General features: G+C 63.0%; 22 protein-coding genes. 11 read left to right on the top strand and 11 right to left on the bottom strand.

The window, feature by feature from the left end; genetic code table 11:
- Positions 1 to 166: 166 nt before the first annotated feature.
- The 6 genes from EH240_RS22815 (at position 167) to EH240_RS22790 (ending at position 6,254) form a co-directional block, all read left to right on the top strand.
- On the top strand, positions 167 to 1,387 hold the full coding sequence (locus EH240_RS22815; protein WP_125002813.1) for a glycosyltransferase family 2 protein: 1,221 nt from the start codon (positions 167 to 169) through the stop codon (positions 1,385 to 1,387).
- A 92-nt stretch (positions 1,388 to 1,479) separates the two neighbouring features.
- Positions 1,480 to 2,169, top strand: coding sequence for a class I SAM-dependent methyltransferase (locus EH240_RS22810; RefSeq protein WP_342634108.1), 690 nt, complete (start codon positions 1,480 to 1,482; stop codon positions 2,167 to 2,169).
- Entirely contained in the window at positions 2,166 to 2,555 is a 390-nt protein-coding gene (locus tag EH240_RS22805) for a GtrA family protein (RefSeq protein WP_125002809.1), read from the top strand. Before EH240_RS22810 ends, EH240_RS22805 begins: the two co-directional genes overlap by 4 nt.
- The gene (locus EH240_RS22800; RefSeq protein WP_167484115.1) at positions 2,555 to 3,223 is read left to right on the top strand and encodes a class I SAM-dependent methyltransferase; all 669 of its coding nucleotides are present in this window, start codon (positions 2,555 to 2,557) and stop codon (positions 3,221 to 3,223) included. The genes EH240_RS22805 and EH240_RS22800 overlap by 1 nt, the downstream gene beginning before the upstream one ends.
- 12 nt (positions 3,224 to 3,235) lie before the next feature.
- Positions 3,236 to 4,369, top strand: a complete 1,134-nt coding sequence (locus EH240_RS22795) for a glycosyltransferase family 4 protein (protein WP_125002805.1) — start codon at positions 3,236 to 3,238, stop codon at positions 4,367 to 4,369.
- Positions 4,370 to 4,562: 193 nt separating this feature from the next.
- Positions 4,563 to 6,254, top strand: coding sequence for a DUF7055 domain-containing protein (locus tag EH240_RS22790; RefSeq protein ID WP_125002803.1), 1,692 nt, complete (start codon positions 4,563 to 4,565; stop codon positions 6,252 to 6,254).
- A 166-nt stretch (positions 6,255 to 6,420) separates the two neighbouring features.
- Here the strand turns inward: EH240_RS22790 and EH240_RS22785 are convergent, their stop codons facing one another.
- Positions 6,421 to 7,302: a DMT family transporter gene (locus EH240_RS22785; RefSeq protein ID WP_125002801.1), complete on the bottom strand. Its 882-nt coding sequence runs from the start codon at positions 7,300 to 7,302 to the stop codon at positions 6,421 to 6,423.
- Positions 7,303 to 7,478: 176 nt separating this feature from the next.
- On the opposite strand from EH240_RS22785, the gene EH240_RS22780 reads away from it, so the two are divergent.
- A complete protein-coding gene (locus EH240_RS22780; protein ID WP_125002799.1) occupies positions 7,479 to 7,982 on the top strand; it encodes a hypothetical protein in 504 nt (167 codons plus the stop codon).
- 28 nt (positions 7,983 to 8,010) lie between these two features.
- On the opposite strand, the gene EH240_RS22775 is transcribed toward EH240_RS22780, so the two are convergent.
- On the bottom strand, positions 8,011 to 9,339 hold the full coding sequence (locus EH240_RS22775) for a DNA polymerase IV (protein ID WP_125002797.1): 1,329 nt from the start codon (positions 9,337 to 9,339) through the stop codon (positions 8,011 to 8,013).
- Between the two features lie 65 nt (positions 9,340 to 9,404).
- Here EH240_RS22775 and EH240_RS22770 point away from each other — a divergent pair, with 65 nt between their 5' ends.
- Together EH240_RS22770 and EH240_RS22765 are read left to right on the top strand one after the other, a co-directional pair.
- A complete protein-coding gene (locus tag EH240_RS22770) occupies positions 9,405 to 9,980 on the top strand; it encodes a GNAT family N-acetyltransferase (RefSeq protein WP_125002795.1) in 576 nt (191 codons plus the stop codon).
- 102 nt (positions 9,981 to 10,082) lie between these two features.
- Entirely contained in the window at positions 10,083 to 11,627 is a 1,545-nt protein-coding gene (locus EH240_RS22765; RefSeq protein ID WP_125002793.1) for a hypothetical protein, read from the top strand.
- Positions 11,628 to 11,642: 15 nt separating this feature from the next.
- Here the strand turns inward: EH240_RS22765 and EH240_RS22760 are convergent, their stop codons facing one another.
- Both EH240_RS22760 and EH240_RS22755 read right to left on the bottom strand, forming a co-directional pair.
- Positions 11,643 to 12,296 carry a hypothetical protein gene (locus tag EH240_RS22760; protein WP_125002792.1) on the bottom strand — a complete coding sequence of 218 codons (654 nt, stop codon included), beginning with the start codon at positions 12,294 to 12,296 and terminating at the stop codon, positions 11,643 to 11,645.
- Positions 12,293 to 12,592 (bottom strand): DUF3572 domain-containing protein, encoded by a 300-nt coding sequence (locus EH240_RS22755; RefSeq protein WP_125002790.1) that lies wholly within the window; start codon positions 12,590 to 12,592, stop codon positions 12,293 to 12,295. Before EH240_RS22755 ends, EH240_RS22760 begins: the two co-directional genes overlap by 4 nt.
- A 238-nt stretch (positions 12,593 to 12,830) precedes the next feature.
- On the opposite strand from EH240_RS22755, the gene EH240_RS22750 reads away from it, so the two are divergent.
- Positions 12,831 to 13,202, top strand: coding sequence for a response regulator (locus EH240_RS22750; RefSeq protein ID WP_027166515.1), 372 nt, complete (start codon positions 12,831 to 12,833; stop codon positions 13,200 to 13,202).
- Positions 13,203 to 13,223: 21 nt separating this feature from the next.
- A complete protein-coding gene (locus tag EH240_RS22745; RefSeq protein ID WP_125002788.1) occupies positions 13,224 to 14,597 on the top strand; it encodes a PleD family two-component system response regulator in 1,374 nt (457 codons plus the stop codon).
- Positions 14,598 to 15,434: 837 nt separating this feature from the next.
- On the opposite strand, the gene rpmG is transcribed toward EH240_RS22745, so the two are convergent.
- From rpmG to rnr, 7 genes are all read right to left on the bottom strand, one after another.
- Positions 15,435 to 15,602, bottom strand: a complete 168-nt coding sequence (rpmG, locus tag EH240_RS22735) for a 50S ribosomal protein L33 (protein WP_040995604.1) — start codon at positions 15,600 to 15,602, stop codon at positions 15,435 to 15,437.
- A gap of 157 nt (positions 15,603 to 15,759) precedes the next feature.
- Positions 15,760 to 16,122, bottom strand: coding sequence for a YybH family protein (locus EH240_RS22730; RefSeq protein ID WP_125002786.1), 363 nt, complete (start codon positions 16,120 to 16,122; stop codon positions 15,760 to 15,762).
- 33 nt (positions 16,123 to 16,155) lie between these two features.
- Positions 16,156 to 16,641, bottom strand: a complete 486-nt coding sequence (locus tag EH240_RS22725; RefSeq protein ID WP_125002784.1) for a YqfO family protein — start codon at positions 16,639 to 16,641, stop codon at positions 16,156 to 16,158.
- Between the two features lie 101 nt (positions 16,642 to 16,742).
- A complete protein-coding gene (locus EH240_RS22720; protein ID WP_125002782.1) occupies positions 16,743 to 17,918 on the bottom strand; it encodes an MFS transporter in 1,176 nt (391 codons plus the stop codon).
- Between the two features lie 20 nt (positions 17,919 to 17,938).
- Positions 17,939 to 18,679 carry an NUDIX hydrolase gene (locus EH240_RS22715; protein ID WP_125002780.1) on the bottom strand — a complete coding sequence of 247 codons (741 nt, stop codon included), beginning with the start codon at positions 18,677 to 18,679 and terminating at the stop codon, positions 17,939 to 17,941.
- Positions 18,680 to 18,874: 195 nt separating this feature from the next.
- Positions 18,875 to 19,303: a DUF983 domain-containing protein gene (locus EH240_RS22710; protein WP_125002778.1), complete on the bottom strand. Its 429-nt coding sequence runs from the start codon at positions 19,301 to 19,303 to the stop codon at positions 18,875 to 18,877.
- On the bottom strand, positions 19,303 to 21,609 hold the full coding sequence (gene rnr, locus EH240_RS22705) for a ribonuclease R (RefSeq protein WP_125002776.1): 2,307 nt from the start codon (positions 21,607 to 21,609) through the stop codon (positions 19,303 to 19,305). Before rnr ends, EH240_RS22710 begins: the two co-directional genes overlap by 1 nt.
- Between the last annotated feature and the right edge of the window lie 5 nt (positions 21,610 to 21,614).

The following is a 21,614-nucleotide window of genomic DNA, read 5'->3' as shown; positions in this document are numbered from 1 at the left end:
AGAGCAAAAACTCCCACCAAGTACTCGCCATGCCATTCGCTCAACGGTGTATGGCTCTGTATATCTTTGACTAACTTGTTCTTGCTAAGGTTGCAGCTAGGCTGCGGAAATGTTGGGGCGTAGCCTAGTAGTCGGTAGGGCTGACGATTGGGCGGAGCGGGGCACGATGGTCGACAAGCTAGATTTCGCAGCGGTCCAGACCGATCTGGATGTCCTGCGGGCCGATGATGCGGGGGCTCCTCTCGTGTCGGCTATTATCCCTTGCCTGAACGAGGAGCGCACGCTCGGCATCTGCATTAGCAAAGCTCTTGATGTTTTTGCGAAGAGGGGCATCAAGGGTGAGGTCGTCGTCGGGGACAATGGGTCAAGCGACCGGTCGGTTGAGATTGCAGAGTCCCTCGGCGCGCGTGTCGTGCACCAGCGGGTCAAGGGGTATGGCGCGGCGATCAGCGCGGCGGCCGAAGCTGCGCGAGGCAAGTACCTCATCATGGCGGACGCAGACGATTCCTACGACTGGAGCAGCCTCGGCGACTTCATCGACGCATTGGAGGATGGTGCCGAACTGGTGATGGGCGATCGCTTTGCGGGCGGTATCGAGCCCGGCGCAATGCCGCCGCTGCATCGTTATCTCGGCAATCCGGTGCTTTCAACGATTGCCCGCTGGCTTCATCATTCTCCGATACATGATTTTCACTGCGGCATGCGCGGGTTCACGCGCGATGCGTTCAGCAGGATGGGCGCGCGCTCGCCGGGCATGGAATTCGCTTCGGAGATGGTCATCAACGCGCACCGCGCCGGCCTCGTGATCCGCGAGGTGCCTATCAAGCTCTATCCGGACAAGCGCGGCCGCCCGCCTCATCTGCGCTCATTCCGTGACGGTTGGCGACACCTGCGGCTGATCATAGCCCATGCACCCGATACCATGTACCTTATACCAGGAGTGACTTTGCTGGTGGCTGGCGTTGTTGGCCTTGCGATCCTCGCCGAGGGGCCTGTCCGGATCGGCGGGTGGTATTTTGGAATTCACTTCGTCGCGCTCTCCGCGATGGCGACTCTGATCGGCCTATCGGCGATCCTTTTCGGCATGCTGGCCAAGGTGGCGATCGCCATTTATCACCCGGTCCACGGAGGCCGAATCGTGCCGTGGCTGATGCGCGGCCGACCGCTGGAATGGCTGGTCTTTTCCGGCGGCGTGCTGGCGGTGGCAGGCTTTGTCGCGGACGTGTTGCTGGCGCTGCATTGGATTTTTGTCGGCGGCCCGATGGAGCAGTCGGTGCACCTGACCTTTGTGATCACCACCGCCTGCGTGGCCGGCATGTCCATGGTGCTGGCCGGCTTTGTGCTCAAGTTGCTGCTTGATAACCTGGATGGCAGGCGTGCGTTTTGACCGCCTGCTTTCCGACATTGTTGGCACTGGCGCTCCGGACAACAGGATAGTGTAGGAACAGCAGGTCGGTGGTTCCCTTGAGAGTTGATGGTATGAGAGAAAGTAGGGCTGCCCCGCGTATCTGGGACACGGACTGGCTGGTCTTGCGTGGGCTGGCTCGGCTGTTGCAAGAAGAGGCGAGGACGCATGTCCGCCCGGGCACGCTGATGGTCGATCTCGGCTGCGGTGACATGCCCTATGCCGACATGATGCTGCAAATGAAGATTGATTATCGCGGCGCGGATATTGGCGAAGGCAGCTTCCTGAAAATAGACGAGCAGGGCCGCGTGCCGCTGGCCGATGGCGCCGCCGGAGCGGTGCTTTCAGTGCAGGTGTTGGAGCACGTGCGCGATCTTGACGCCTATTGCGCCGAGATTCGGAGGCTGCTGCGCGACGACGGTGTGCTGCTGTTGTCCACTCACGGCACCTGGCTCTACCATCCTCATCCCGAAGATCATCGCCGCTGGACACGCACAGGACTTGTCGTGGATCTTGCTGATCGCGGCCTCGAAGTCGAAGAGGTGCATGCGATTGCCGGGCCCTTGGCAACGACGACGCTTATCCGCCTGACGGGCTTTGCTTTCTTCCTTCGACGTTTGCCGATCATAGGCGCTGCTTCGGCATCGCTGCTTGCCCTGCTGATGAACCTGCGCGCTCAATTGGAAGACCGCATAACGCCCGCCCAAATACGCAACGACAACGCCTGCGTTTTCTTGGTCCGGGCCCGCAAGGCAGCCATATGAGCATGCGCACGCCCTTTGCTTATGTCGTGATCGCCGGTATCTGCATCGTGCTGCACAACGCCGTGATCATCTTGGCTGACAGGGCTGGGATACCGTTATGGCTGGCCGTGCTGTTGTCCTTCTGCGTCGTGGCGGGCACGGGCTATGTGCTGCATAGCGTGTTCACTTTTCGCCGACCGTTGGCTCCCATAACCTTCGTGCGTTACGTCATCGCAATGGTGGCCAACATACCGTTGGCTTTTGTAACCATATGGTTCTGGCATCAGCAGGTCGGCCTGCCTATGGTGCTCGCCTCGCCGGTTGCCTCGGTCTGCATGCTGGCGCTGAACTTCCTGCTTGGTCGATGGGCTATCGCCACGCCAAACCGTTGGATGACGGGGGGCTGATGACCTTGGCCACGGCAATGCGCCCCATCGACCCGAGACTTCTGCAGGGCATCCTGTCGCGTCACCTCGCCATGTATCGGAACAAGGTGCCGACCTATCAGGCGGTCATGCTCGATAGTTTGCGTGAGCTGTGGGACGAACACCATCGCAATCTGCTTGACGTCGGTGGTGGCACCGGGGTGATTGCGCAAGCTATGGCCGAACTTTTTCCGGTGGATGAGGTACAGACAGTGGACATGGTTGACCGTTTCTGTTCCTCGCTGAGCGTTCCGACCAGGCAGTATGACGGCAAAACCCTGCCTTTTGCGGATCGCAGTTTTGCTGCAGCGACGCTCAACAATGTAGTGCATCACGTTCCAGTCGCAGCACGTATGGGCTTGTTGCGTGAAATTCGGCGCGTCGTCGATGGCCCGCTCTACATAAAGGATCACGAAAGCTGCGGAACGCTGGACAACCTGCGCCTGACCACAATGGACGCCATAGGCAATATCCCATTTGGCGGAATGATCTGGGCGCGCTACCTGACGCGAGCAGATTGGGAGAGGCTAGCAGCCGAAAGCGGCTACCGCATCGCCCGTCGCGCCGCACCGAAGCAGTATCGGAAGAACATCTATCGACTGCTGTTTCCCAATAGGCTCGAGGTGGCGATGCGCTTCGAGCCGACTTGAAGGATTAACCCGTTGCGCATTCTGACGGTCAGCCATTTCTATGAAGCCCACGGCGGCGGCATAGAGCGGGTGGCCGGGCATTTGTGCCGACAATTCACGCAACCGGGCGTCCAGGCGGTTTGGGCGGCCAGCGATGCCGATCAGCCGCCAGAGGCCGGAGTTGAAGCGGTGCCGCTTGCCTGCGTCAACCCAACCGAGAAGATCATTGGCCTGCCAATCCCGCTGCCGGGTGTTCGTGCGATCCGCGCGCTGGCCAGTGAAGTACGCCGCAGCGATGCGGTGGTCGTGCACGATGCGCTGTACGTCACATCCATCTTGGCGTTGCTGATGGCGAAGGCCTCTCGCAAGCGTGTTGTCTTAATACAGCATATCGCCGGCATCCCCTTTTCTTCGCGCATTCTCCGCTCGGTAATGGCAATGGCCAACATCGTCGTCACGCGCCATATGCTCCGGGCGGCCGACGCGCTTGTGTTCATTAGCGACACGGTGCGCCATGACCTCGTGGGCACTCCGGCGCGCATTCCCTACCAACTGCTGTTCAACGGTGTCGACGGTGCAATTTTTCATCCCGCCGAAGGCCCGGCCTTCGTGCCAGCGGCTCTGGCGGGGATCGCAATCTCCCCGGATACGCGCCGCGTTCTTTTTGTTGGTCGCTATGTGGAGAAGAAGGGGCTGGCGGTGCTGCGCGCTTTGGCTGCGTCCCGCCCGGATATCACATTTCTCACGGTCGGCAGCGGCCCGATCCGACCCGGCAAATGGGGGCTGGCCAATGTTCATGATCTAGGCGCCCAGAGCCCCCAGGCCCTGGCCGATCTTTATCGGGGGGTTGACCTCCTGCTGTTGCCGAGCGTGGGAGAGGGCTTTCCGCTGGTTATTCAGGAGGCAATGGCCTGCGGCCTGCCTGTCGTCTGTGGCGAACCGAGCAACCGTGCTGACCCTGGCGCTGCCGAATGGCTGCGTGGCGTTGCCATCGATCTCACCGATCCTGAGGGCTCGGCCAGGCGTTGTACCGATGCCATCGATAGCCTTGCCTTCACATCCGTGGAACGCGTCGCCATGGCTCGCTACGCTTTGGCTCAGTATGACTGGGGCGCAATGGCGCGCGGCGTGCTGACCTTGGCAGGGGCAGGAGCGGCCGAACTTTGACCTGCTTCGCTATGGTCAATGTAGTGTCGCATCCGCATCTGGCTGGACTCCAGATGCTACGGCCCTGGCCTGTGCTTGAGGCCTTCAAGGAACAAACATCGAATAGGGTTTCAAACGTCATGAGCCGTATGGCATAGCCAATTTTCTTAATTAACGTCGCTTACATCTGAGGTTCATTCAAGGGCTGGGTTGAATGCAATCAGAAGCAGGTCTGGCTGATCTATTCGGTGCAGGATCGCGCCGCTTAACGATCCTTCTACGTGCTTTGATCGGACTGAAGATCGTTTTGTTGTTTGTCCTGGCTTGGAAGTGCCGATTCGTCATGGATGAATTTGGCCAGCTTGGATATGCGAAGTATTTGTTTAATGGCCTGTTCGCCACGGTGCAGCCAAGCAAGGCGGTCGGCTCCACCGCCTTTTACAAGTTGGCTCACCTGATCGGCTGGGATGCCACGTCCATACTTCTTGTCGGCCGCACTCAGACCGCGCTGATAGGGTGCGCGATCACCGCCATGGTCTACGCTTCTGCTCGCGCGCTTGGGGAGGATCGGATCCGTGCTCTGATCATCGTCCTCCTCCTCCTGTGCTTTTCGAATTTCATGGAGCGCATCTTTCGCAGTATCGCCGAACCGCTGGCGGTGTTCTTCGCCGTGGCGGCGCTGCTGGTCGTCCTGCGGGCACGTGAATTGAGGGGATGGCAGCTTGTCGCTGCCGGCGCTTTAAGCGGCTTGTCGTTCCTCGCGACGCAGAAAGCAGCCTACTTCAATCTTGCGCTTGGCGTTGGTCTGGTCGCCGACGCAGCTTTGATGAGGCGCTACGCGGCAGGCGTGGCCCGCGGCGCGTGGCTCGTGCTGGGATGGACCGTTCCCATAATTGCCTATTGCTTCATCTTCGGCGGCGCTGATCCTATTTCGATTGCCAAGAACCTCGTATTCGGCCCGATCGAGGTTGCGACGCGCGGGGGCGGTGACTACGGGGGGCTGAGGCGGTTCGTGCTGCAGACGCTCGCACGCAACTATGTTCTTTACGTCTTCTGTTTCGCCGGCATGGCTCTGTCTCTGATGCGGATCATGAAGTTCGACGAACGACGGCGAATTGCGCTGGTCTTCTCCGTCGTCATCACGGTGCTGGTCTTCGCGCACGACCAGCCGTGGCCTTACGTGTTCATCATGGCGTTGCCGTTCATGTCGCTATGGTCGTTGGCGATGCTCGACGGCCTCGCAACCCGCGTGCGTTACCTGCGCGTTGCGTGGATAGCGCTCGCCACGGCGATGGCCATTAGCTTCGTTGTCAATCTGCTTTACCTTCGCTTCGACAATGCGGCCCAACTTGAACTGGTGGCGCGCGCAGAGTCGTTGCTTGCACCGGATGAGCGGTATTTCGATGGTATAGGGATGCTGCCCAACCGGATGGAGCCGACAACCTTATGGCTCGACAAACACTACGTGCTCAAAACTTTGCGGGAAAGCGGACGCTCCGAGGCCTATAATGTCCTTAGCAACTCTCCGCCAAAGCTGATCCTGTGGTCCTACCGGATGGACTATATCTATCCGGTGGTCGCGCCCCTGATTTTGAACAGCTACGTTCGTGTCGCGCCAAACCTCAGGATCGCCGGCAGCAGCCTTTATCCCGGGCAGCGGAAGATTTTTGATGTTCCCATCGCTGGAGGCTATGCGCTCTACAGCACTGATGGAGCGCCCTTAAGGGGCCAACTCGAAATCGACGGCGCAGTGCTTGATCCGCCATTTCACCTTGCGACCGGGCCAAAGACCGTAATGTTGCGCAACGGTGCAGGCGTAGCATTGCTGCTGCCGGCGGGTTCCTACGCCGGACATTTCAAGGCCGGCAGCGACAACGAATTTCTGTTTGATGGCGTTTATGACTGAGCGCCGCTCGATCGACGCGGCGAGTGACGGCGGTCCTGGCAGCCAGCTTGTCGGGTCGTAAGCGACCTGAAGCATGTCTCCCGTGTGCAGCGGTTTCGGGACAAAGACATGCTTAAAATCAAAGACCTAAAGCAGGTCGCGTGAATCCTTTTTCACGCGACACGCCTTACGAGGTGGCAACTTCGGCAGGCTGAGGCGCTTTGCGCTGCAGGTTGAGCAGATTGCCGGTCAGGATCAGCAAGGCGCCGCTGGCGGTGAAGGCATCGATCTGCTCGCTGTAAAGCAGCCAGCCGATCAGCGCAGACAGCGGCACGCGCAGGAAGTCCATTGGCGAAATGACGGTCGCATCGGCGTGGCTGAGCGCGCGGGCCATGCAGAAATGGGAAGACATGCCGGTGAAGGCGACCACGAATATCGACGGCCACAGCTCGACCGCCGGGTTGCGCCATACATAGAGCGCCGGGACAAGGCCGACCGCGGACTGGATGATCAGCATCCAGAAGATGATGCGCACGACGCTGTCGGTTCGCGTCAGCGACTTGACCATGACCACCGAGACGCCGAAGCACATCGCGGCTCCCAGCACGACGAGATGACCGGGATCGACGGAGCCGACGCCGGGACGCACGATGATCACCACCCCGATCAATCCCAGCACGATCGCCGTCAGCCTTGGCCGCGACAGCCTTTCGCCAAGAAAGCTCACCGCCAGGATCGCGGTCCAGATCGGCGTCGTGAACTCGATCGAGATCAGCACGGCCAGCGGAATCAGGGTCAGCGCATAGAGCCAGGCCGCCTGGCCGGCGTAATGGACGACGTTGCGGGCAACGTGAGCGAGGGGGCGCCCGGTGCGCATCGCCTTGAAGCCGCCGCCCGTCATCACCAGCGGCAGCAGGATAAAGAAGCCGATCACCGAACGCAGTTCCAACACCTGGAAGACATTGAGCGCGGCCGTCGCGGTGCGGCCGGCGACCGACATCGCCAGGAACGAGGCGATCGACAGCGCCATCCAGAGCGCGGCCTTGGTGATCGAGGGAGCGGGTGCCATGGGCGCTATTTCGCAAGTTGGACCTTCGACCGCAACCGCTAGTCGACGCATTCGACTGGGCCAGCCCCGGCGGCGTTGGGAAGGGGCGTCAAAAAACAGTCACGTTGAAGGCGGAACCTGCAGCCGGCGCGGGCGTTCGTCATATTCGCAGCTTTCGATGCTGGGGGAGGCTTCCGATGAAATCGACGATGCTGTTCCTGCTCGTCGGCTGCCTGACGGCAGCGACGGCCACTCGTGCCGACGATGGCGATTTCCTGCGCTCGTTCGAAGGCAGCTTCGCCGGCAACGGCACCCTCAAGGTGAGCGCCAGTGCGCCGACAGTGGACATCTCCTGCACCTTCAAATCCGGCGCCACCTCGACCTCGCTGTCGCTCGACGGCAAATGCCGCGGCCTGATCCTGATGACGCGGGCGATCAGCGCCGACCTCAAGGCCAGCGGCGCCGGCTATACCGGCGTCTATATCGGCTCGCGCACGGGACCGGCGCGGTTGAACGGAAGCCGCTCGGGCAACGCGCTCAATCTTGGCATCCGTTGGGCAAAGGAGGTCAACGGCGACCGCAAAGCTCAATTGACCGTCGAAAAGACCGGCAGCGACGGCATGCGGCTGACAGTGACCGACACCGATCCGAAAACCGGCAAAACCATGGTGACGAGCCGGATCGATCTGAAGCGCACTTGATCAAGCCCACAATGAATGCCGGCCGCTCTCACTCCTCGAGCGGCTCGGGCGGATTGGCGCCGCGGCCCTTGCCAAAGGTGTAGCCGGTCTCGACGGCCTTTCTGCCGAACTTGTCGCGCAACGCGTCGATGGCGGTTTCGGCCATCGCGCGCTTGCGCGACCGCACGTCGACAAGATCCGGCGGATCGGCCTTACCGTCGTCGGAAAGATCGCTGACGCCGATGCCGAGCAGGCGGAATTTCGTGCCGTCGGCCTCGCGGCGCAACAGGTCGAGCCCGGTCTGGAAAATGCGGTCGGCGAGCCGCGTCGGATCGCCAAGCTGGCGGTTGCGGGTGCGGAGCTTGAAATCCTTCGTCTTCAGCTTCAGCATCACGGTGCGCCCGGCGATGCCGGATTTCTTCAGCCGCGCCGAGACTTTCTCGGACAAGCCGCGCAGCACCGGCACCAGTTCCGCCAGCGAGGCGATATCGGTGTCGAAGGTGGTTTCGGCCGAGACGCTCTTGGCATCACCGTCCGGAACGACCCGGCGGTCGTCCTCGCCGCGCGAGAGACTGTAGAGGCGTTCGCCCATGACGCCGTAGCGCCGCATCAGCTCGCCGCGCTCCATGCGCTGCAGCTGGGCGATGGTGCGGATGCCGTCGCGCTCCAGCGTCGCGGCGAGCGCCTTGCCGACACCCCAGATCAGCGTCACCGGCTGCCCGGCGAGGAAGGTCGGCGCCTCCGCTTCGCCGATGACAGAGAAGCCGCGCGGCTTGCGCAAGTCCGACGCGATCTTGGCCAGGAACTTGCAGTAGGAGAGGCCGGCCGAAACGGTGATGCCAAGCTCCTTTTCGACGGTCTGCGCGAAGCGGGCCAGCACCAGCGCCGGCGGCATGCCGTGCAGGCGCTCGGTGCCGGCCAGGTCGAGAAAAGCCTCGTCGATCGACAGCGGCTCGACCAGCGGCGTCAGCGCCTGCATCAGCGCGCGCACTTCACGGCCGACGCCGACATATTTTTCCATGTCGGGTGGAATCACCACGGCCTCGGGACAGGCCTCGAGCGCCTTGAACATCGGCATCGCCGAGCGAACGCCCTGGATGCGGGCGATGTAGCAGGCGGTGGAGACGACGCCGCGCCTGCCGCCGCCGACGATCACCGGCTTGTCCTTCAGCGCGGGATTGTCGCGCTTTTCGATCGCCGCATAGAAGGCGTCGCAGTCGATATGGGCGATGTGCAGCCGGTAGAGCTCGGGGTGGCGGACAAGGCGCGGACTGCCGCAGCGCTCGCAGCGGCGCGTCTCGCCGCGCTGGAAAGCCAGGCAGTCGCGGCAAAAACCGTGTTCGGGATTGTTGACAGGAGCCGCCATCGCTGCGAACATAAAGAGAACAAACGCAATGGTACGACAGTGCAGGGCCGGCAACAAGCTTGGCCTGGGGAGAACGCATGAGCACGACCGTAGTACCGCTTACGCCAGAGCGTTGGGCTGACTTCGAGGACCTCTTCGGCAAGCAAGGTGCCTGTTACGGCTGCTGGTGCACGCATTTCCGGCTGACACCGGCGGAGCGCCGCGCCAGCGACCGCGAGCGCAACAAGGATCACATCAAGGCGCGCATCGAAGCCGGCCCGCCGCCGGGGCTTCTGGCCTTCGAGGACGGCAAGGCAGTCGGCTGGATGCAGATCGGTCCGCGCGCCGATGTGCCCGAGTGGAACAATCAGGGCAGGGGTTCGGCGCCGGTCGATCCAGCGGACGCCGGCGATGCGAGCGTCTGGGCGATCTCCTGCTTCTTCATCCGCGTCAAGGCTAGGGGGCGGGGCATCACCCACCGCCTCGTCGACGGCGGCATCGCATTCGCCCGCGAAAACGGCGCCAGGCTGCTCGAAGCCTGCCCGATCGACCTGTCGCGCGACTCACGCTCGATAGGACTGTTCGTCGGCTCATCGCGAGTGTTCGAGAAGGCCGGGTTCGAGAGGCTTCTGGAGCGCAAGCCCGGCCGGCCGCTGATGCGGCTGGTGCTTTAGCCGCGCGGGCTTTTGGCGTACAGTCGCCGTCTTGCGGCAGTAACGCTTCTTCCCTACCAGAAGCACGAAACGAATTTCGCCTTCCGACAACGGAGAACCGACGTGAAGCGTATTTTGCCACTTGTTGCAGCTCTCGCGTTCAGCGCGCCCGCCGTCGCCCAGACGATCGACAGCCAAGGCGCGAAGCAGCTCTCCGACAATCTGGCGCGCTATTTCGGCAGGCAGGCGTTCGACAAGGGCGTGCTCAAGGTATCGGCCGAAGGCGACGCCTACAAAATCTCGGTCGACATCAAGGCGCTGGTCAATGCGCTGCCAAACGAGAAGCCGTTGAAATTCGACCTTGCGCCCTACGCCTTGATGGTGAAGCCGCGCAGCGATGGATCCTGGGACGTCGCCTCGGATTTCTCGCAGAGCATGTCTTTCGAATTCACCGGACCGGAGGGCCCGCAAAGCATGCAGCTCACGGTCAAGGACGGCAAGGGCACCGCCGTCTACGACCCGAGTCTCGCCGCTTTCACCAGCGGTGCGAGCTCCATGGCGGGCATGGCGATGACATCGCGGCAAGCCAAGCAGCAGGCGGACGTCACCGCCGGCGCCGGCACCGCGACCATTGCCGCCACCAAGTCGGCCAATGGTGGCGTCGACTTCACGGCGACGCAGAAAGTGTCGAGCTTCGTCGAAAAGATCACGGTCGACGATCCCGATAGCGGAATGAACTTTCCGCTTACACTGAAAACGCCGGAACTGTCGGTGGACGCGAACGGCAAGGGCGTGCGGACCAAGCCGCTGCTCGATCTGCTTGCCTTTGCCGTGGCCAATGAGGACGAAGCCAAACTCAAGGCCAATCAGGCGGAGCTCAAGACGCTTCTGCAGGCCGCGCTGCCCATCTGGGAAAGGATCGACGGCAACTACGGCTTCAAGGATTTCGAGGTGGAGAGCCCCGTCGGCAAATTCGGGGCGAAGCAATTCAGCACTGCGTTCGGCATGGACGGCGTCTCCCAGAATGGCAAAGTCAACTACGCGATCAAGGCCTCCGGCCTGACGATCCCGCAGCAGATGCTGCCTGGCTGGAGCGTTGCGCTGCTGCCGACGGATGTCGACCTCAATTTCGGCGGCGCCAACATTGATCTCGACACCATGGCGAAGAAGGCGATTGAAGCCTTTGATCTCAACAAGAATCCGCCGCTGTCGGATGAGTTCGGCGACGCTCTGGTCACCGATTTCCTTGCCAAGACACCCAAGTTCGTCCTTGGGCACAGCACGGTGAAGAATGGCGACATCGAGGTAGCCATGGAAGGCGAGATGACGTTTCCGGACAAGAAGCCGGATGCGACCATGACCGTGGATGTCGCGGGCTATGACAAGATCGTGCAGGCCCTGCAAGAGGGCGCCAAGAGCGACCAGCAACTGGCTCAGGCTTTTCCGTTTGCGCTGGCCGTCAAAGGTTTCGGCAAGACGCTGCCTGACGGCCGGCTGGAATGGGTCATCAATACCAAGGCCGACGGTTCCGTCACGGTCAACGGCGCCATGTTGAAGCCGGCCGATGCCGTTCAGGACGACGGCGCCGGCCAGGATGACGGTTCGGGCGAGGATGACGGCACGGGCCAGGACGACAATGGCGGGGCAGGGGCGAAGCTGCAGCCCTAATGAAGGTATGGCTCTTTAGAGACCGAGCGCGCCGGCGATCTTCGGGGCGGCTTCGCTCCAATCGTTCACGGCGATGATATCGCCCGGCGTCGGCGGCAGGAAGGCGCGCAGCGTGTTGTCGGCCATCAGGTGGAAGAGTTGCGCATCGGCGACCGAATTGCGCGCCGACATCAGATTGGAGGGCTGGTCGTCGACAAAGGCGACGGGCCTGCCTTTGGCGCCGCGCAGCTTGGCGATGGCCGGTCCTTTCGCCATTTCCGTGGTCAGCAGCGGGTAGTTCAGGCCGAGCGCGTCGAGATGAGCCCGGCGCACGGCGCGGTGCTTATGCGGCATGGCGGTCAGGAGCACGATCTCGGCGCGCTGCCCGAGCGTCGCCAGCGCTTGCGCGGCGCCGTCGGTGATGCTCTGCCAATCGGCTTGCGCGTCGAAGAAATCGCCAAGCAGCGCTGTCACCTCGGCCTGCTCGATAAGCCGGCCAGATGCCGTCTCGGCGATGTTGCCGGTGAGGCGGAAGGAGGCGAGCGTCAGCTGGAAGCCTCGCGATTTCAGGAAATGCGGAAAGGGCCGGACGAATTCAAGCACGACGTCGTCGACGTCGAGCACCAGCAGCGGCCGGTCGTCGGCGGCAAGCTCCTCGATCTGGCGCGCTGTCTCGGGATCGTCGCTCATGTCGAGCGCTCGTGGTCGTCGTTGCCGAGCGGCAGCGCCCGCAAGGCCTTACCGACGGCGGCGGGCGGCGTGCCGGTCTCCTCGGCAAAGCGCAGAAGCGTCGGCTCGTGGGCGAGGATGAACTGCAGCACGCCGGCAAGGAAGCCCGGCTCATCAGCCGCCTTGCGGATCGACTGCGCCTCGATGCCGGTGATCGCCAGGAAGCGCGGCAAGAGCTCCGGATCGCTGGCGACGAAACCCAGCGCCCTGACGGCAAGGGTTTCCGCTTCTTCGCGCATTGACGCTGCGTTTGCCATCGCTACCTTTTGCCGGTGTGGATGTTGAGTCTTTCTTCCGCAGTAATGGCAAGCGTCGCTTGCGGCAAGTCTCAGCCGCTTCAGCCCTGCACCCGCAAGTGGAATAGATGTGCTTTTCCAACAGCCGGTTTGCGTTTCGTCAATCATATTGACGTAGGGTACATGCGGGTTGGGTGCGATCCGGCAAGGACGCATGACGGCGGTCTTCGTCTTCGGGGACAGTCGGGACGGGAAATTGATGGCTAAGAAGGTCATGATCGTCGAGGACAATGAGCTCAACATGAAGCTCTTTCGGGACCTCATCGAAGCCAGCGGTTACGAGACGGTACGCACGCGCAACGGCCTTGAGGCGCTGGACCTCGCGCGCCAGCACCGGCCGGACCTGATCCTGATGGACATACAGCTGCCCGAGGTTTCGGGCCTGGAAGTGACCAAGTGGCTGAAGGAAGACGACGAACTGCACTCGATCCCGGTCATCGCCGTGACCGCCTTCGCGATGAAGGGCGATGAGGAGCGCATCCGCCAGGGCGGTTGCGAGGCCTACATCTCCAAGCCGATCTCGGTGCCGCGCTTCATCGAGACGATCAAATCCTATCTAGGCGATGCCTGATGCCGAGCCGGAGCCTTTGAGATGACCGCGCGGATCCTCGTCGTCGATGACATCCCCGCCAATGTGCGGCTGCTCGAGGTTCGGTTGCTCGCCGAATATTTCGAGGTGCTGACGGCAGGCAATGGCCCGGACGCGATCGAGACCTGCGAAAACGGCAAAGTCGATGTCGTGCTGCTCGACGTGATGATGCCGGGCATGGACGGGTTCGAGGTCTGCAAGCGGCTGAAGAGCGACCCGGCGACCTCGCATATTCCGGTCGTCATGATCACCGCGCTCGACCAGGTGTCGGACCGCGTGCGCGGCCTCGAGGCCGGCGCCGACGATTTCCTCACCAAGCCGGTCAACGACCTGCAGTTGATGACGCGGGTGAAGAGCCTGGTCAGGCTGAAGTCGCTGACCGACGAATTGCGCCTGCGCGCTTCGACCACGCGCAATATCGGCATCGAGGAGCTGCTCGGCCGCAACTTCGCGACGGAAGACACCAAGCCCAAAGTGCTTCTGGTCGACGAGCGCAAGCCGTCGATCGAGCGCATCCGGAAGATGCTGCGCGGCAGCGTCGAGCTCGATGTGGCCACCGATCCGAATGCCGGCTTCTTCCAGGCGGCCGAGGCACCCTACGAATGCGTGCTGATCTCGACGGCCTTCGCCGATTTCGATGCGCTGAGGCTCTGCTCGCAGCTGCGCTCGCTCGACCGCACCCGCTTCCTGCCGATCATCCTCTTGGCCGACGGGGGCGAGGAGGGCCGTATCATCCGGGGCCTCGAACTCGGCATAAACGACTATCTGACGCGGCCGATCGACCAGCACGAGCTGACGGCGCGCCTGCGCACGCAGGTGCGTCGCAAGCGCTACAACGACCAGCTGCGCGCCAGCGTCACCCAGACCATCGAGATGGCGGTGACCGACGGGCTGACCGGGCTGCACAACCGGCGCTACCTCGACAGCCACCTAGAAACGCTGCTCGACCGCGCCGTGGCGCGGCGGCGTCCGCTGTCGGTGATGATCACCGATCTCGACCGCTTCAAATCCATCAACGACGCCCATGGCCATGACGGCGGCGACGACGTGCTGCGCGAGTTCGCCAGGCGGCTGCGCAAGAATGTGCGCGGCATCGACCTTGCCTGCCGGTTCGGCGGCGAGGAGTTCGTCGTGGTCATGCCGGACACGGACGGCGTCATTGCTGAGAAGGTGGCCGAGCGTATCCGCGCCGAGATCGCGCAGATGCCCTTCGCGGTCGGGACCGAAGGCAAGACGATTGAAGTCACCGTCAGCGTCGGCGTGTCATCGCTGCTGAAGGGAGCGGATACGGTCGCGGCACTGATGAAGCGCGCCGACCTTGCGCTCTATGAGGCCAAGAGCGGCGGCCGCAACCGGGTTGTCGCCAAGGCGGCCTGATCCATGTCGCCCAAAAGTGCGCAGCGGTTTTGCGGGAACGACATGCATAGACCAGAAGACTTAAGCGCGTTGCCTGAATCCGTTTCGCCGCGACGCGCTTAAGTCCGAAAGGCCTAATCCCGCGTCAACCCGATAGGGTTAGGAATTTACCTTAACCCAAGCGATTCGGGAGCCGTGGTTAAGAAATGGTTGATTTTCATACGTTCTTGCGCAAATCTGCGACGCATAGACCGAAGACGAAGCCGGCACGAGGGTAGACTGCCCGGCTCGATCAAAAAAATACCCCATGATGCTCAGGTCCGCCGCATCTCCTGGGTCCGTGGGGTCGGCCGGCCGGCGCTGGCACATAGTGGCCTCCTCGTACCGCTGCCAAACGCCGACCGGCCCCCTTTTTCCGCAGAAACACGTTCAACTTGGCGCGCTAAGCGGCTGAAAGCATTATGCCCAGGGCTCCGGCACACACCGTGCGGGTCCGCAGGCGGCCAAGTTGCGCCGCTCGTTTCAGCGCAGCACCATGCGCTCGAGATTGGCCCAGGCCTCCCGGACTTTGTCCCAGGGCGGGAGCAGCCGCGAAGCGGCGTCGCGGAGACCCTGGGATCCATGCCGCGACCTCACCCCAAGAACGCGGCGGAGCAGAATTCTGCACCGCTGCGGCGCTCTCAAGTCACGGCAGGATTCCGGGGTCTGCGCCGCGTCGCTCCGCTCCTTGCTTCGACTAGGCGAATGGCGTTTCGGCTAATCTCCAAGGTACGCAGCGTGCCAAAGCCAGCAGGACGTGGCCAAAAACAAAAAACGCCGCCCGGAGGGCGGCGCTTCGACATTTCAGGATAAACCAGATTACTTGATCTTGGTTTCCTTGAACTCGACGTGCTTCTTGGCGATCGGGTCGTACTTGCGGAACGACAGCTTGTCCGTCTTGGTGCGGCTGTTCTTGCTGGTCACGTAGAAGAAACCGGTGTCGGCGGTCGACAGAAGCTTGATCTTGATGTTTGCGGCTTTGGCCATGATGTTCGTCCGTTAATGTTCGTGGAGTTTTGGCCGCTGGAGCACGGGGAAAACACCCGGACGCGGGAAACTTGGCGCGACACATAAAGAACGCGCCCGGAAAGTCAAGCCCGCGAGGCTCCGGGGATCGTCTCGGGTTTCGGCGCTGAGCCGTGGCTCATGGAACAATGGACGGCTGGTCGATTACCCAAAGCCATGTCCCGTCGCCTTGCCGGTGGGCAATTTCCACGGTCACCGTGCCATCAGCAAGGCGCGTGGAAGTGAGCGCCAAATCTCCGTTGACGATAGCCGGACGCTGATCTCCAAGCTCAAACTCTGGCCCCACTGTCACCAACCTGGCGTAGAAATCACGAATGGCATCCCTGCCGCTGGCCAACTGTCCGCCACCGATATCGAGGATGGCGTCGGGCTCATAGAGAGCAGCCATGCCTTCCGCGTCTCCGGCCTGCTGGCGAGAAACCAAGAAACGCGCCAGATCCTGGGGATCGCGTGCCGGCCTACGGTTTGCCTCGTCATTCATGGGCGACTTCCCAAACGCTACCAGGCTTCGGCATCACTCCGCCGCGACCGATTCCCGCCGCGGCACCTTGTCGAGCCGATCCTGATCGGCCGTCTTGCAATCGCCTGTCGTGTTCCACCAGCGGTTCGGATTGGCGCGGTCGTCGAGGCCCTTGGAGCGGCTGGTCAGCAGTGGCTGGATGCGGATAACCGGCTCCTGATAGGAGTGAGCCTGGAATATGGCCTCGACGACGCGCGCGGCAAGCGCCTGGTCGTCCGGCAATTCGAACGACACCTCGACCGTGCCCGGCCGCCTGCGCAACTCGGTCTCGGCGCCCGCGGCAGCACCTTCCAGAGGCTGGTAGCGCTCGATGCCTTGCGCCGACTGGTAGGCATTGCCGTCATACTTGCCCATGCGCAGCGGCGTGATTGCCACCACCGCCTCCATGATGCGCTCTACATCGGCCGACGGCGCCTGGAAGGTGACGAGCAGAAGCAGTTCCATCCGGAGGGATTTGGTTTCAAAGCCGCTGTCGATCATCCGATCTCTCCTCGCTATGCCTGCATTTGAGCGAGGATATAGCAGGGGACCTGCTGACACGGTGATGTCAGGATACCTCAGGCCTTGGCGACATTTGCGTGTTAGAGAATCTTCCGCACCAGCCTGACGCAGATCAGGAGCATGTAGGCGGCAAAGAACAGCGCGAGCGACCAGCCGAAGCCGGAGGGGCCGAAGGCGTCCATGCCGATGCCGATCGCCTGTGGGCCCATCACCATGCCGACGCCGTAGCAGAGCACGAAGGCGGCATTGGCGGAGGCCAGCTCGTGACCGGAGAGCTGGGAACCCAGATGCGCAAGGCCGATCGTGTACATGGCCGCGACCACGCCGCCCCAGACGAACAAAAGGGCCGCCATCAGGTGCCAGTTCTGGGCGAAGAACGGCATGAACACGGTTCCGATGAGACCGACCGTGGCGCAGGCCAGAAGCAGGTAGCGGCGGTCGGAAACGCGGTCGCTGATCATGCCGATCGGTATCTGCAAGAGCACATTGCCAAGGCCGATCATCGTCAGCAGCAGCGCGGCGTCGGCCTCCGAATAGCCGATGCGGTTGCCGTAGACCGGGAACAGCGAGAAGCCGCCGGTCTCGACGGCGCCGAACACCAGCACCGCGAAGGTTGCGGTCGGCACCATCCAGATATAGCGCAGGAAATGGCTGGTTTCGCCGTCGGCGACGATCGCCGGGCTCTCGTTGCGGGCGGCTAGCACCGGAATGGCCGCGAGCGTCACCAGCGCAATGGTGACGCCGAACGGCAGGAAGCCGCCCGAGCCGAGATGGGCGAACAGCCACGGCCCGGCGGCGAACCCCAGCGAAAGCACCGTGGCGTAGATCCCGAGCACAAGGCCGCGGCGATGCGGCGGCGCCGAGGTGCTGATCCAGAATTCCGACAGGATGAAGAGCACCGTCAGCGAGATGTGCAGCGCGACGCGCAGTGGGAACCACATCCAGAAATACGGCGCGAAGTGGAAGCCGACGAAGGCGAGCGCGCCGGCGGCGATCATCAAAAGCATGGTCCAGGCGACGCCGAGCCGCATGGCGAGCGGCGTGGCCAGCGGCGCGCCGGCGATCGAGGCGAGGCCGGCGACCGCGGTGTTGAGGCCGATCATCGAGGCCGAGTGGCCGCGCGTTTCGAGGATGACGCTGAGCAGCGGCATGCCGAGGCCGATGGCGATGCCAACGACGCTGATCGAGGAGATCGCCGCGATCATCGGCAGCCAGTGTACGCGTTCGTCGCCCTTTTGCCGGGTATCGACCGTCATGGGATATGGATGCTCTGCTTCTAAAGGACTTCGCGGACGAAGCGGTTTCGGATGAGCCGGAAGAACGGCACGGCACCGCCCGGACGCAGCAAGGGATCGTGGGCGAGCCGCTTTTCCAGCTCTTCCAGGATCATGCGGGTGATGTCGGGAATGTCGGCCTTGCGCGCTTCGGCGAGCGGCAGCCAGACGAGCTCTTGCAACTCGTTGGTCGGGCCGCCATCCGGCAATTCCACGGCAACATCATCGCGCCATGCGCTGAAGAAGCGTGTGTCGAAACGGCGCACGCGGTTGGGCGGGGTGATGGCGCGGGCGATGAAACGCAAGGCATCCAGCGACGGTGCCACGCCGTGCTCGACGAAACCCTGCCAGTCGCGCTTGGCGGTCGCGAACGGACCTTTGCGGCCGATCAGCAGGCCGGCTTCCTCGTAGGTCTCACGGATTGCCGACAAGGCGATGGCGCGCGCCCGCGCGACGCTCGCGCGGCCGGGGCCGCCAGCAAGCCTTGCCTCGTCCTTGGCGTGCAGCGGCGCAGCCACCGGAATGCGGCTGTCGGCAGGATCGGTGCGGCCGCCGGGGAAGACGAATTTTCCGGGCATGAAGGCGTGCCCTGCATGGCGCCTGCCCATCAGCACCAGAACGTCGCTGCCGCTCCGGTCAAGCAGGATCAAGGTCGCGGCATCGCGCGGGCGAAGCGGCCGGCCGCCGTGCACGGCCAAGCCTTTATCGAGCTTGTCGACGTCCGCCTTGGTCATTCCTTCCATGCGCTCGACCTAGCGGAAACTTCTCGAATGCGAAAGTGGCTTGCGTGTCCGGAACTTTGCTCCAGCCCCGGACGAAACGCCGCTGCTGGAGGAATTCGAGGAAAAACGCGCGCGGCGGTTTTCCCTCCGGAATCGTATAAAAACAAATGCTTGGAGATGGTCGTTGTTTCTATCAAAGGCAGAACCGCTCCAGGCTTAGGGATGCGGTTCAAACTCGTCCTTCTCGCCGCCGAAGCCGTGCATATAGAGCGCCCATTGCAGGCCGATGACGGCGCCTTTGACCGGCTGCAACAGCGCGACGGCCAGAGTAATGGTCAGCGGCACCCAAATCAGCGCGTGCTGCCAGATCGAAAGTGTGGTGGCGGCCTCCACGGTCATAAAGGCGCCAACCACAATGTGGCCGACGATGACGATCACCAGATAGGCGGGAAGGTCGTCGGCGCGATGGTGATGAAGCTCCTCGCCGCAGATGCCGCATTTGTCGACGGGCTTGGTGAAGGCACCGAACAGCTTGCCTTCGCCGCAATGCGGGCAGCGGCCAAGCATGCCGCGCTTGACGGCCGTCCACAGCGGACGCGCGACGCGGCCCGAATGATGCTCGCCGCCGAAAAGCTGTTCTTCCATCATCTTCTCCTGCCTCGCGGCCCGACGCGCGATTGCGACGCGCGGGAGCGGCCTTTGGCCTTGTGGAACGACCGTCGCGAGCCAGGCAGCGGCTTCGGGTCACTCAGCATCTCGAACCGCATCGCGCCGGCCATCGGCGCGACCTCGAGCAGTCGAACCTCGACGCGGTCGGCAAGCTGATAACCTTTGCCGGTGCGTTCCCCGAACAGCGTCCGGGCGGTTTCGTCGTAGATATAGTAATCGCCGTCCAAACTTGACACCGGGATAAAACCATCCGCGCCGTATTGCGGCAATTGGACAAATAGTCCCGCCTTGGTGACGCCGGAGATGCGCGCGTCGAAGGTGTCGTTGATGCGCTCGGCGAGATAGCCGGCGATCAGCCGGTCGACCGTGTCGCGTTCGGCGGCCATGGCGCGGCGTTCGGTGGCGGAGATAAGCGCTGCGACTTCCTCCAGCCGGTCGGCTTCCGCCTGCGTCAGGCCGCCGGGACCGAGGCCGAGCGCTGCGATCAGGCCGCGATGCACGATCAGATCGGCATAGCGCCGGATCGGCGAGGTGAAATGCGCGTAGCGTTTCAGGTTGAGGCCGAAATGGCCGATGTTCTTCGGCGAGTACTCGGCCTGGCTCTGCGTGCGCAGCACCACTTCGTTGACCAGCGCCTCGTTGTCGGCGCCGCGCACCCGTTCCAGGATGCCGTTGAATTGGCTCGGCCGCATCTGCGCGCCGCGCGCCAGCGACAGGCTGAGCGTGTGCAGAAATTCGCGCAGCGATTCCTGCTTGGCGAGCGAAGGCGCGTCGTGGATGCGGTAGACGAGAGGCTCTTTCCTGCCCTCAAGCGTCTCGGCTGCCGCGACATTGGCCTGGATCATGAACTCCTCGATCAGCTTGTGGGCGTCGAGGCGCTCCGGCACGACGACACGGTCGACGGTGCCGTCCGGCTTGAGCAGGATCTTGCGTTCCGGCAGCTCCAGTTCGAGCGGCTGGCGGCTGTCGCGTCCGCGCTTGAGCACCGCATAGGCGTCCCATAGCGGCTTGAGAACGGTGTCGAGGATCGGCCCCGTCTTGTCGTCGGGCACGCCGTCAATCGCTGCCTGCGCCTGCGGATAGGCGAGCTTGGCTGCCGACTTCATCATGACGCGGTGGAAGGAATGCCTGAGCTTGCGGCCTTCCGCGGAGAAAGTCATGCGCACGGCGATGGCCGGCCGGTCCTCGCCTTCGCGCAGCGAACAAAGATCGTTGGAGATGCGCTCGGGCAGCATCGGCACGACGCGGTCCGGGAAATAAACCGAGTTGCCGCGCTTCAGCGCCTCGCGGTCGAGCGGCGTGCCGTAGCGGATGTAGGCCGCGACATCGGCGATCGCCACGGTGACGGTGACGCCGCCGGGGTTCTTCTCGTCGGCGTCGGGCGTGGCGAAAACGGCGTCGTCATGGTCCTTGGCATCGGCCGGATCGATGGTGATCAGCGGCAGATCGCGCCAGTCCTCCCGGCCGGCAAGCGCCGCCGGCTTCATCGCATCGGCTTCGGCGATCACATCGGCCGGAAAGACATGCGGGATGTCGTGGGCGTGGATGGCGATCATCGAGACCGCCTTCTCGCTGGTCAGCGAACCCAGAACCGCCAGCACCTTGGCGCGCGGCAGGCCGTAGCGCGAAGCCCGCGCCGGCTCGACCTCGACCAGATCGCCGTTCTTGGCGCCGTTCTGGAATTCCTTGTCGACGATCAGCTCAGGCTGGCGGCGTTCCACCGGCTCGATGCGGAAGGTGCCGTCCTTCAATACGCGGAATATGCCGAGCACCGCCTCGCTGCGCTTCTCGAAGATCTTCATCACCCGGCCGGTGTAAGCAGGGGCGGACGGATCATCGGTCGGGAAGGTCTTGGCGAGCACGCGGTCGCCGATGCCGGGAACAGGGCTGGCGCCGCGCGAGATGCGGATGGCGATGACGGGCGGCGAGCCAGGGCCGGTATATTCGCTCGGATTGGCCAAGAGCACGCCGTCGGCATCGCGGCCGACAATGTCGAGCACGGCGACATGAGGCACGGCGCCGGCGCGGGTGAGGTGCTTACGTTTCTTGGTCAGCAGGCCTTCGTCCTGCAGGTCGCGCAACAGATCCTTCAGCCAGATGCGGTCTTGGCCGCGCAGAGCGAAAGCCTTGGCGATCTCGCGCTTTCCGGAACGGTCGGGATTCTCGGCGATGTAGCGCAGGATTTCGTCGCGCGAGGGCCGGTAGTCGTCCTTGACCACCTTGGCCCTGGTGTCGGCGCCGCGCGGATCGCCGTGGCTTCTTCCGGAGATCCTGCGCGCCACGTCCT

Origin of the sequence: Mesorhizobium tamadayense (assembly GCF_003863365.1) — a bacterium.
Lineage (GTDB): Bacteria > Pseudomonadota > Alphaproteobacteria > Rhizobiales > Rhizobiaceae > Mesorhizobium > Mesorhizobium tamadayense.
The sequence above is the reverse complement of the archived record's forward strand: the minus strand, read 5'-3'. Positions and strand labels throughout refer to the sequence as shown.

What these genes read in the sequence shown, in the direction of transcription:
- rpmG (WP_040995604.1), bottom strand. Translation starts at nt 15,602, where the DNA reads ATGGCCAAAGCCGCAAACATCAAGATCAAGCTTCTGTCGACCGCCGAC.
- EH240_RS22785 (WP_125002801.1), bottom strand. Translation starts at nt 7,302, where the DNA reads ATGGCACCCGCTCCCTCGATCACCAAGGCCGCGCTCTGGATGGCGCTG.
- EH240_RS22720 (WP_125002782.1), bottom strand. Translation starts at nt 17,918, where the DNA reads ATGACGGTCGATACCCGGCAAAAGGGCGACGAACGCGTACACTGGCTG.
- EH240_RS22815 (WP_125002813.1), top strand. Translation starts at nt 167, where the DNA reads ATGGTCGACAAGCTAGATTTCGCAGCGGTCCAGACCGATCTGGATGTC.
- EH240_RS22715 (WP_125002780.1), bottom strand. Translation starts at nt 18,679, where the DNA reads ATGGAAGGAATGACCAAGGCGGACGTCGACAAGCTCGATAAAGGCTTG.
- EH240_RS22730 (WP_125002786.1), bottom strand. Translation starts at nt 16,122, where the DNA reads ATGAATGACGAGGCAAACCGTAGGCCGGCACGCGATCCCCAGGATCTG.
- EH240_RS22725 (WP_125002784.1), bottom strand. Translation starts at nt 16,641, where the DNA reads ATGATCGACAGCGGCTTTGAAACCAAATCCCTCCGGATGGAACTGCTT.
- EH240_RS22790 (WP_125002803.1), top strand. Translation starts at nt 4,563, where the DNA reads ATGCAATCAGAAGCAGGTCTGGCTGATCTATTCGGTGCAGGATCGCGC.
- EH240_RS22810 (WP_342634108.1), top strand. Translation starts at nt 1,480, where the DNA reads ATGAGAGAAAGTAGGGCTGCCCCGCGTATCTGGGACACGGACTGGCTG.
- EH240_RS22750 (WP_027166515.1), top strand. Translation starts at nt 12,831, where the DNA reads ATGGCTAAGAAGGTCATGATCGTCGAGGACAATGAGCTCAACATGAAG.
- EH240_RS22775 (WP_125002797.1), bottom strand. Translation starts at nt 9,339, where the DNA reads ATGTTCGCAGCGATGGCGGCTCCTGTCAACAATCCCGAACACGGTTTT.
- EH240_RS22710 (WP_125002778.1), bottom strand. Translation starts at nt 19,303, where the DNA reads ATGGAAGAACAGCTTTTCGGCGGCGAGCATCATTCGGGCCGCGTCGCG.
- EH240_RS22770 (WP_125002795.1), top strand. Translation starts at nt 9,405, where the DNA reads ATGAGCACGACCGTAGTACCGCTTACGCCAGAGCGTTGGGCTGACTTC.
- EH240_RS22805 (WP_125002809.1), top strand. Translation starts at nt 2,166, where the DNA reads ATGAGCATGCGCACGCCCTTTGCTTATGTCGTGATCGCCGGTATCTGC.
- EH240_RS22800 (WP_167484115.1), top strand. Translation starts at nt 2,555, where the DNA reads ATGACCTTGGCCACGGCAATGCGCCCCATCGACCCGAGACTTCTGCAG.
- EH240_RS22780 (WP_125002799.1), top strand. Translation starts at nt 7,479, where the DNA reads ATGAAATCGACGATGCTGTTCCTGCTCGTCGGCTGCCTGACGGCAGCG.
- EH240_RS22760 (WP_125002792.1), bottom strand. Translation starts at nt 12,296, where the DNA reads ATGAGCGACGATCCCGAGACAGCGCGCCAGATCGAGGAGCTTGCCGCC.
- EH240_RS22745 (WP_125002788.1), top strand. Translation starts at nt 13,224, where the DNA reads ATGACCGCGCGGATCCTCGTCGTCGATGACATCCCCGCCAATGTGCGG.
- EH240_RS22755 (WP_125002790.1), bottom strand. Translation starts at nt 12,592, where the DNA reads ATGGCAAACGCAGCGTCAATGCGCGAAGAAGCGGAAACCCTTGCCGTC.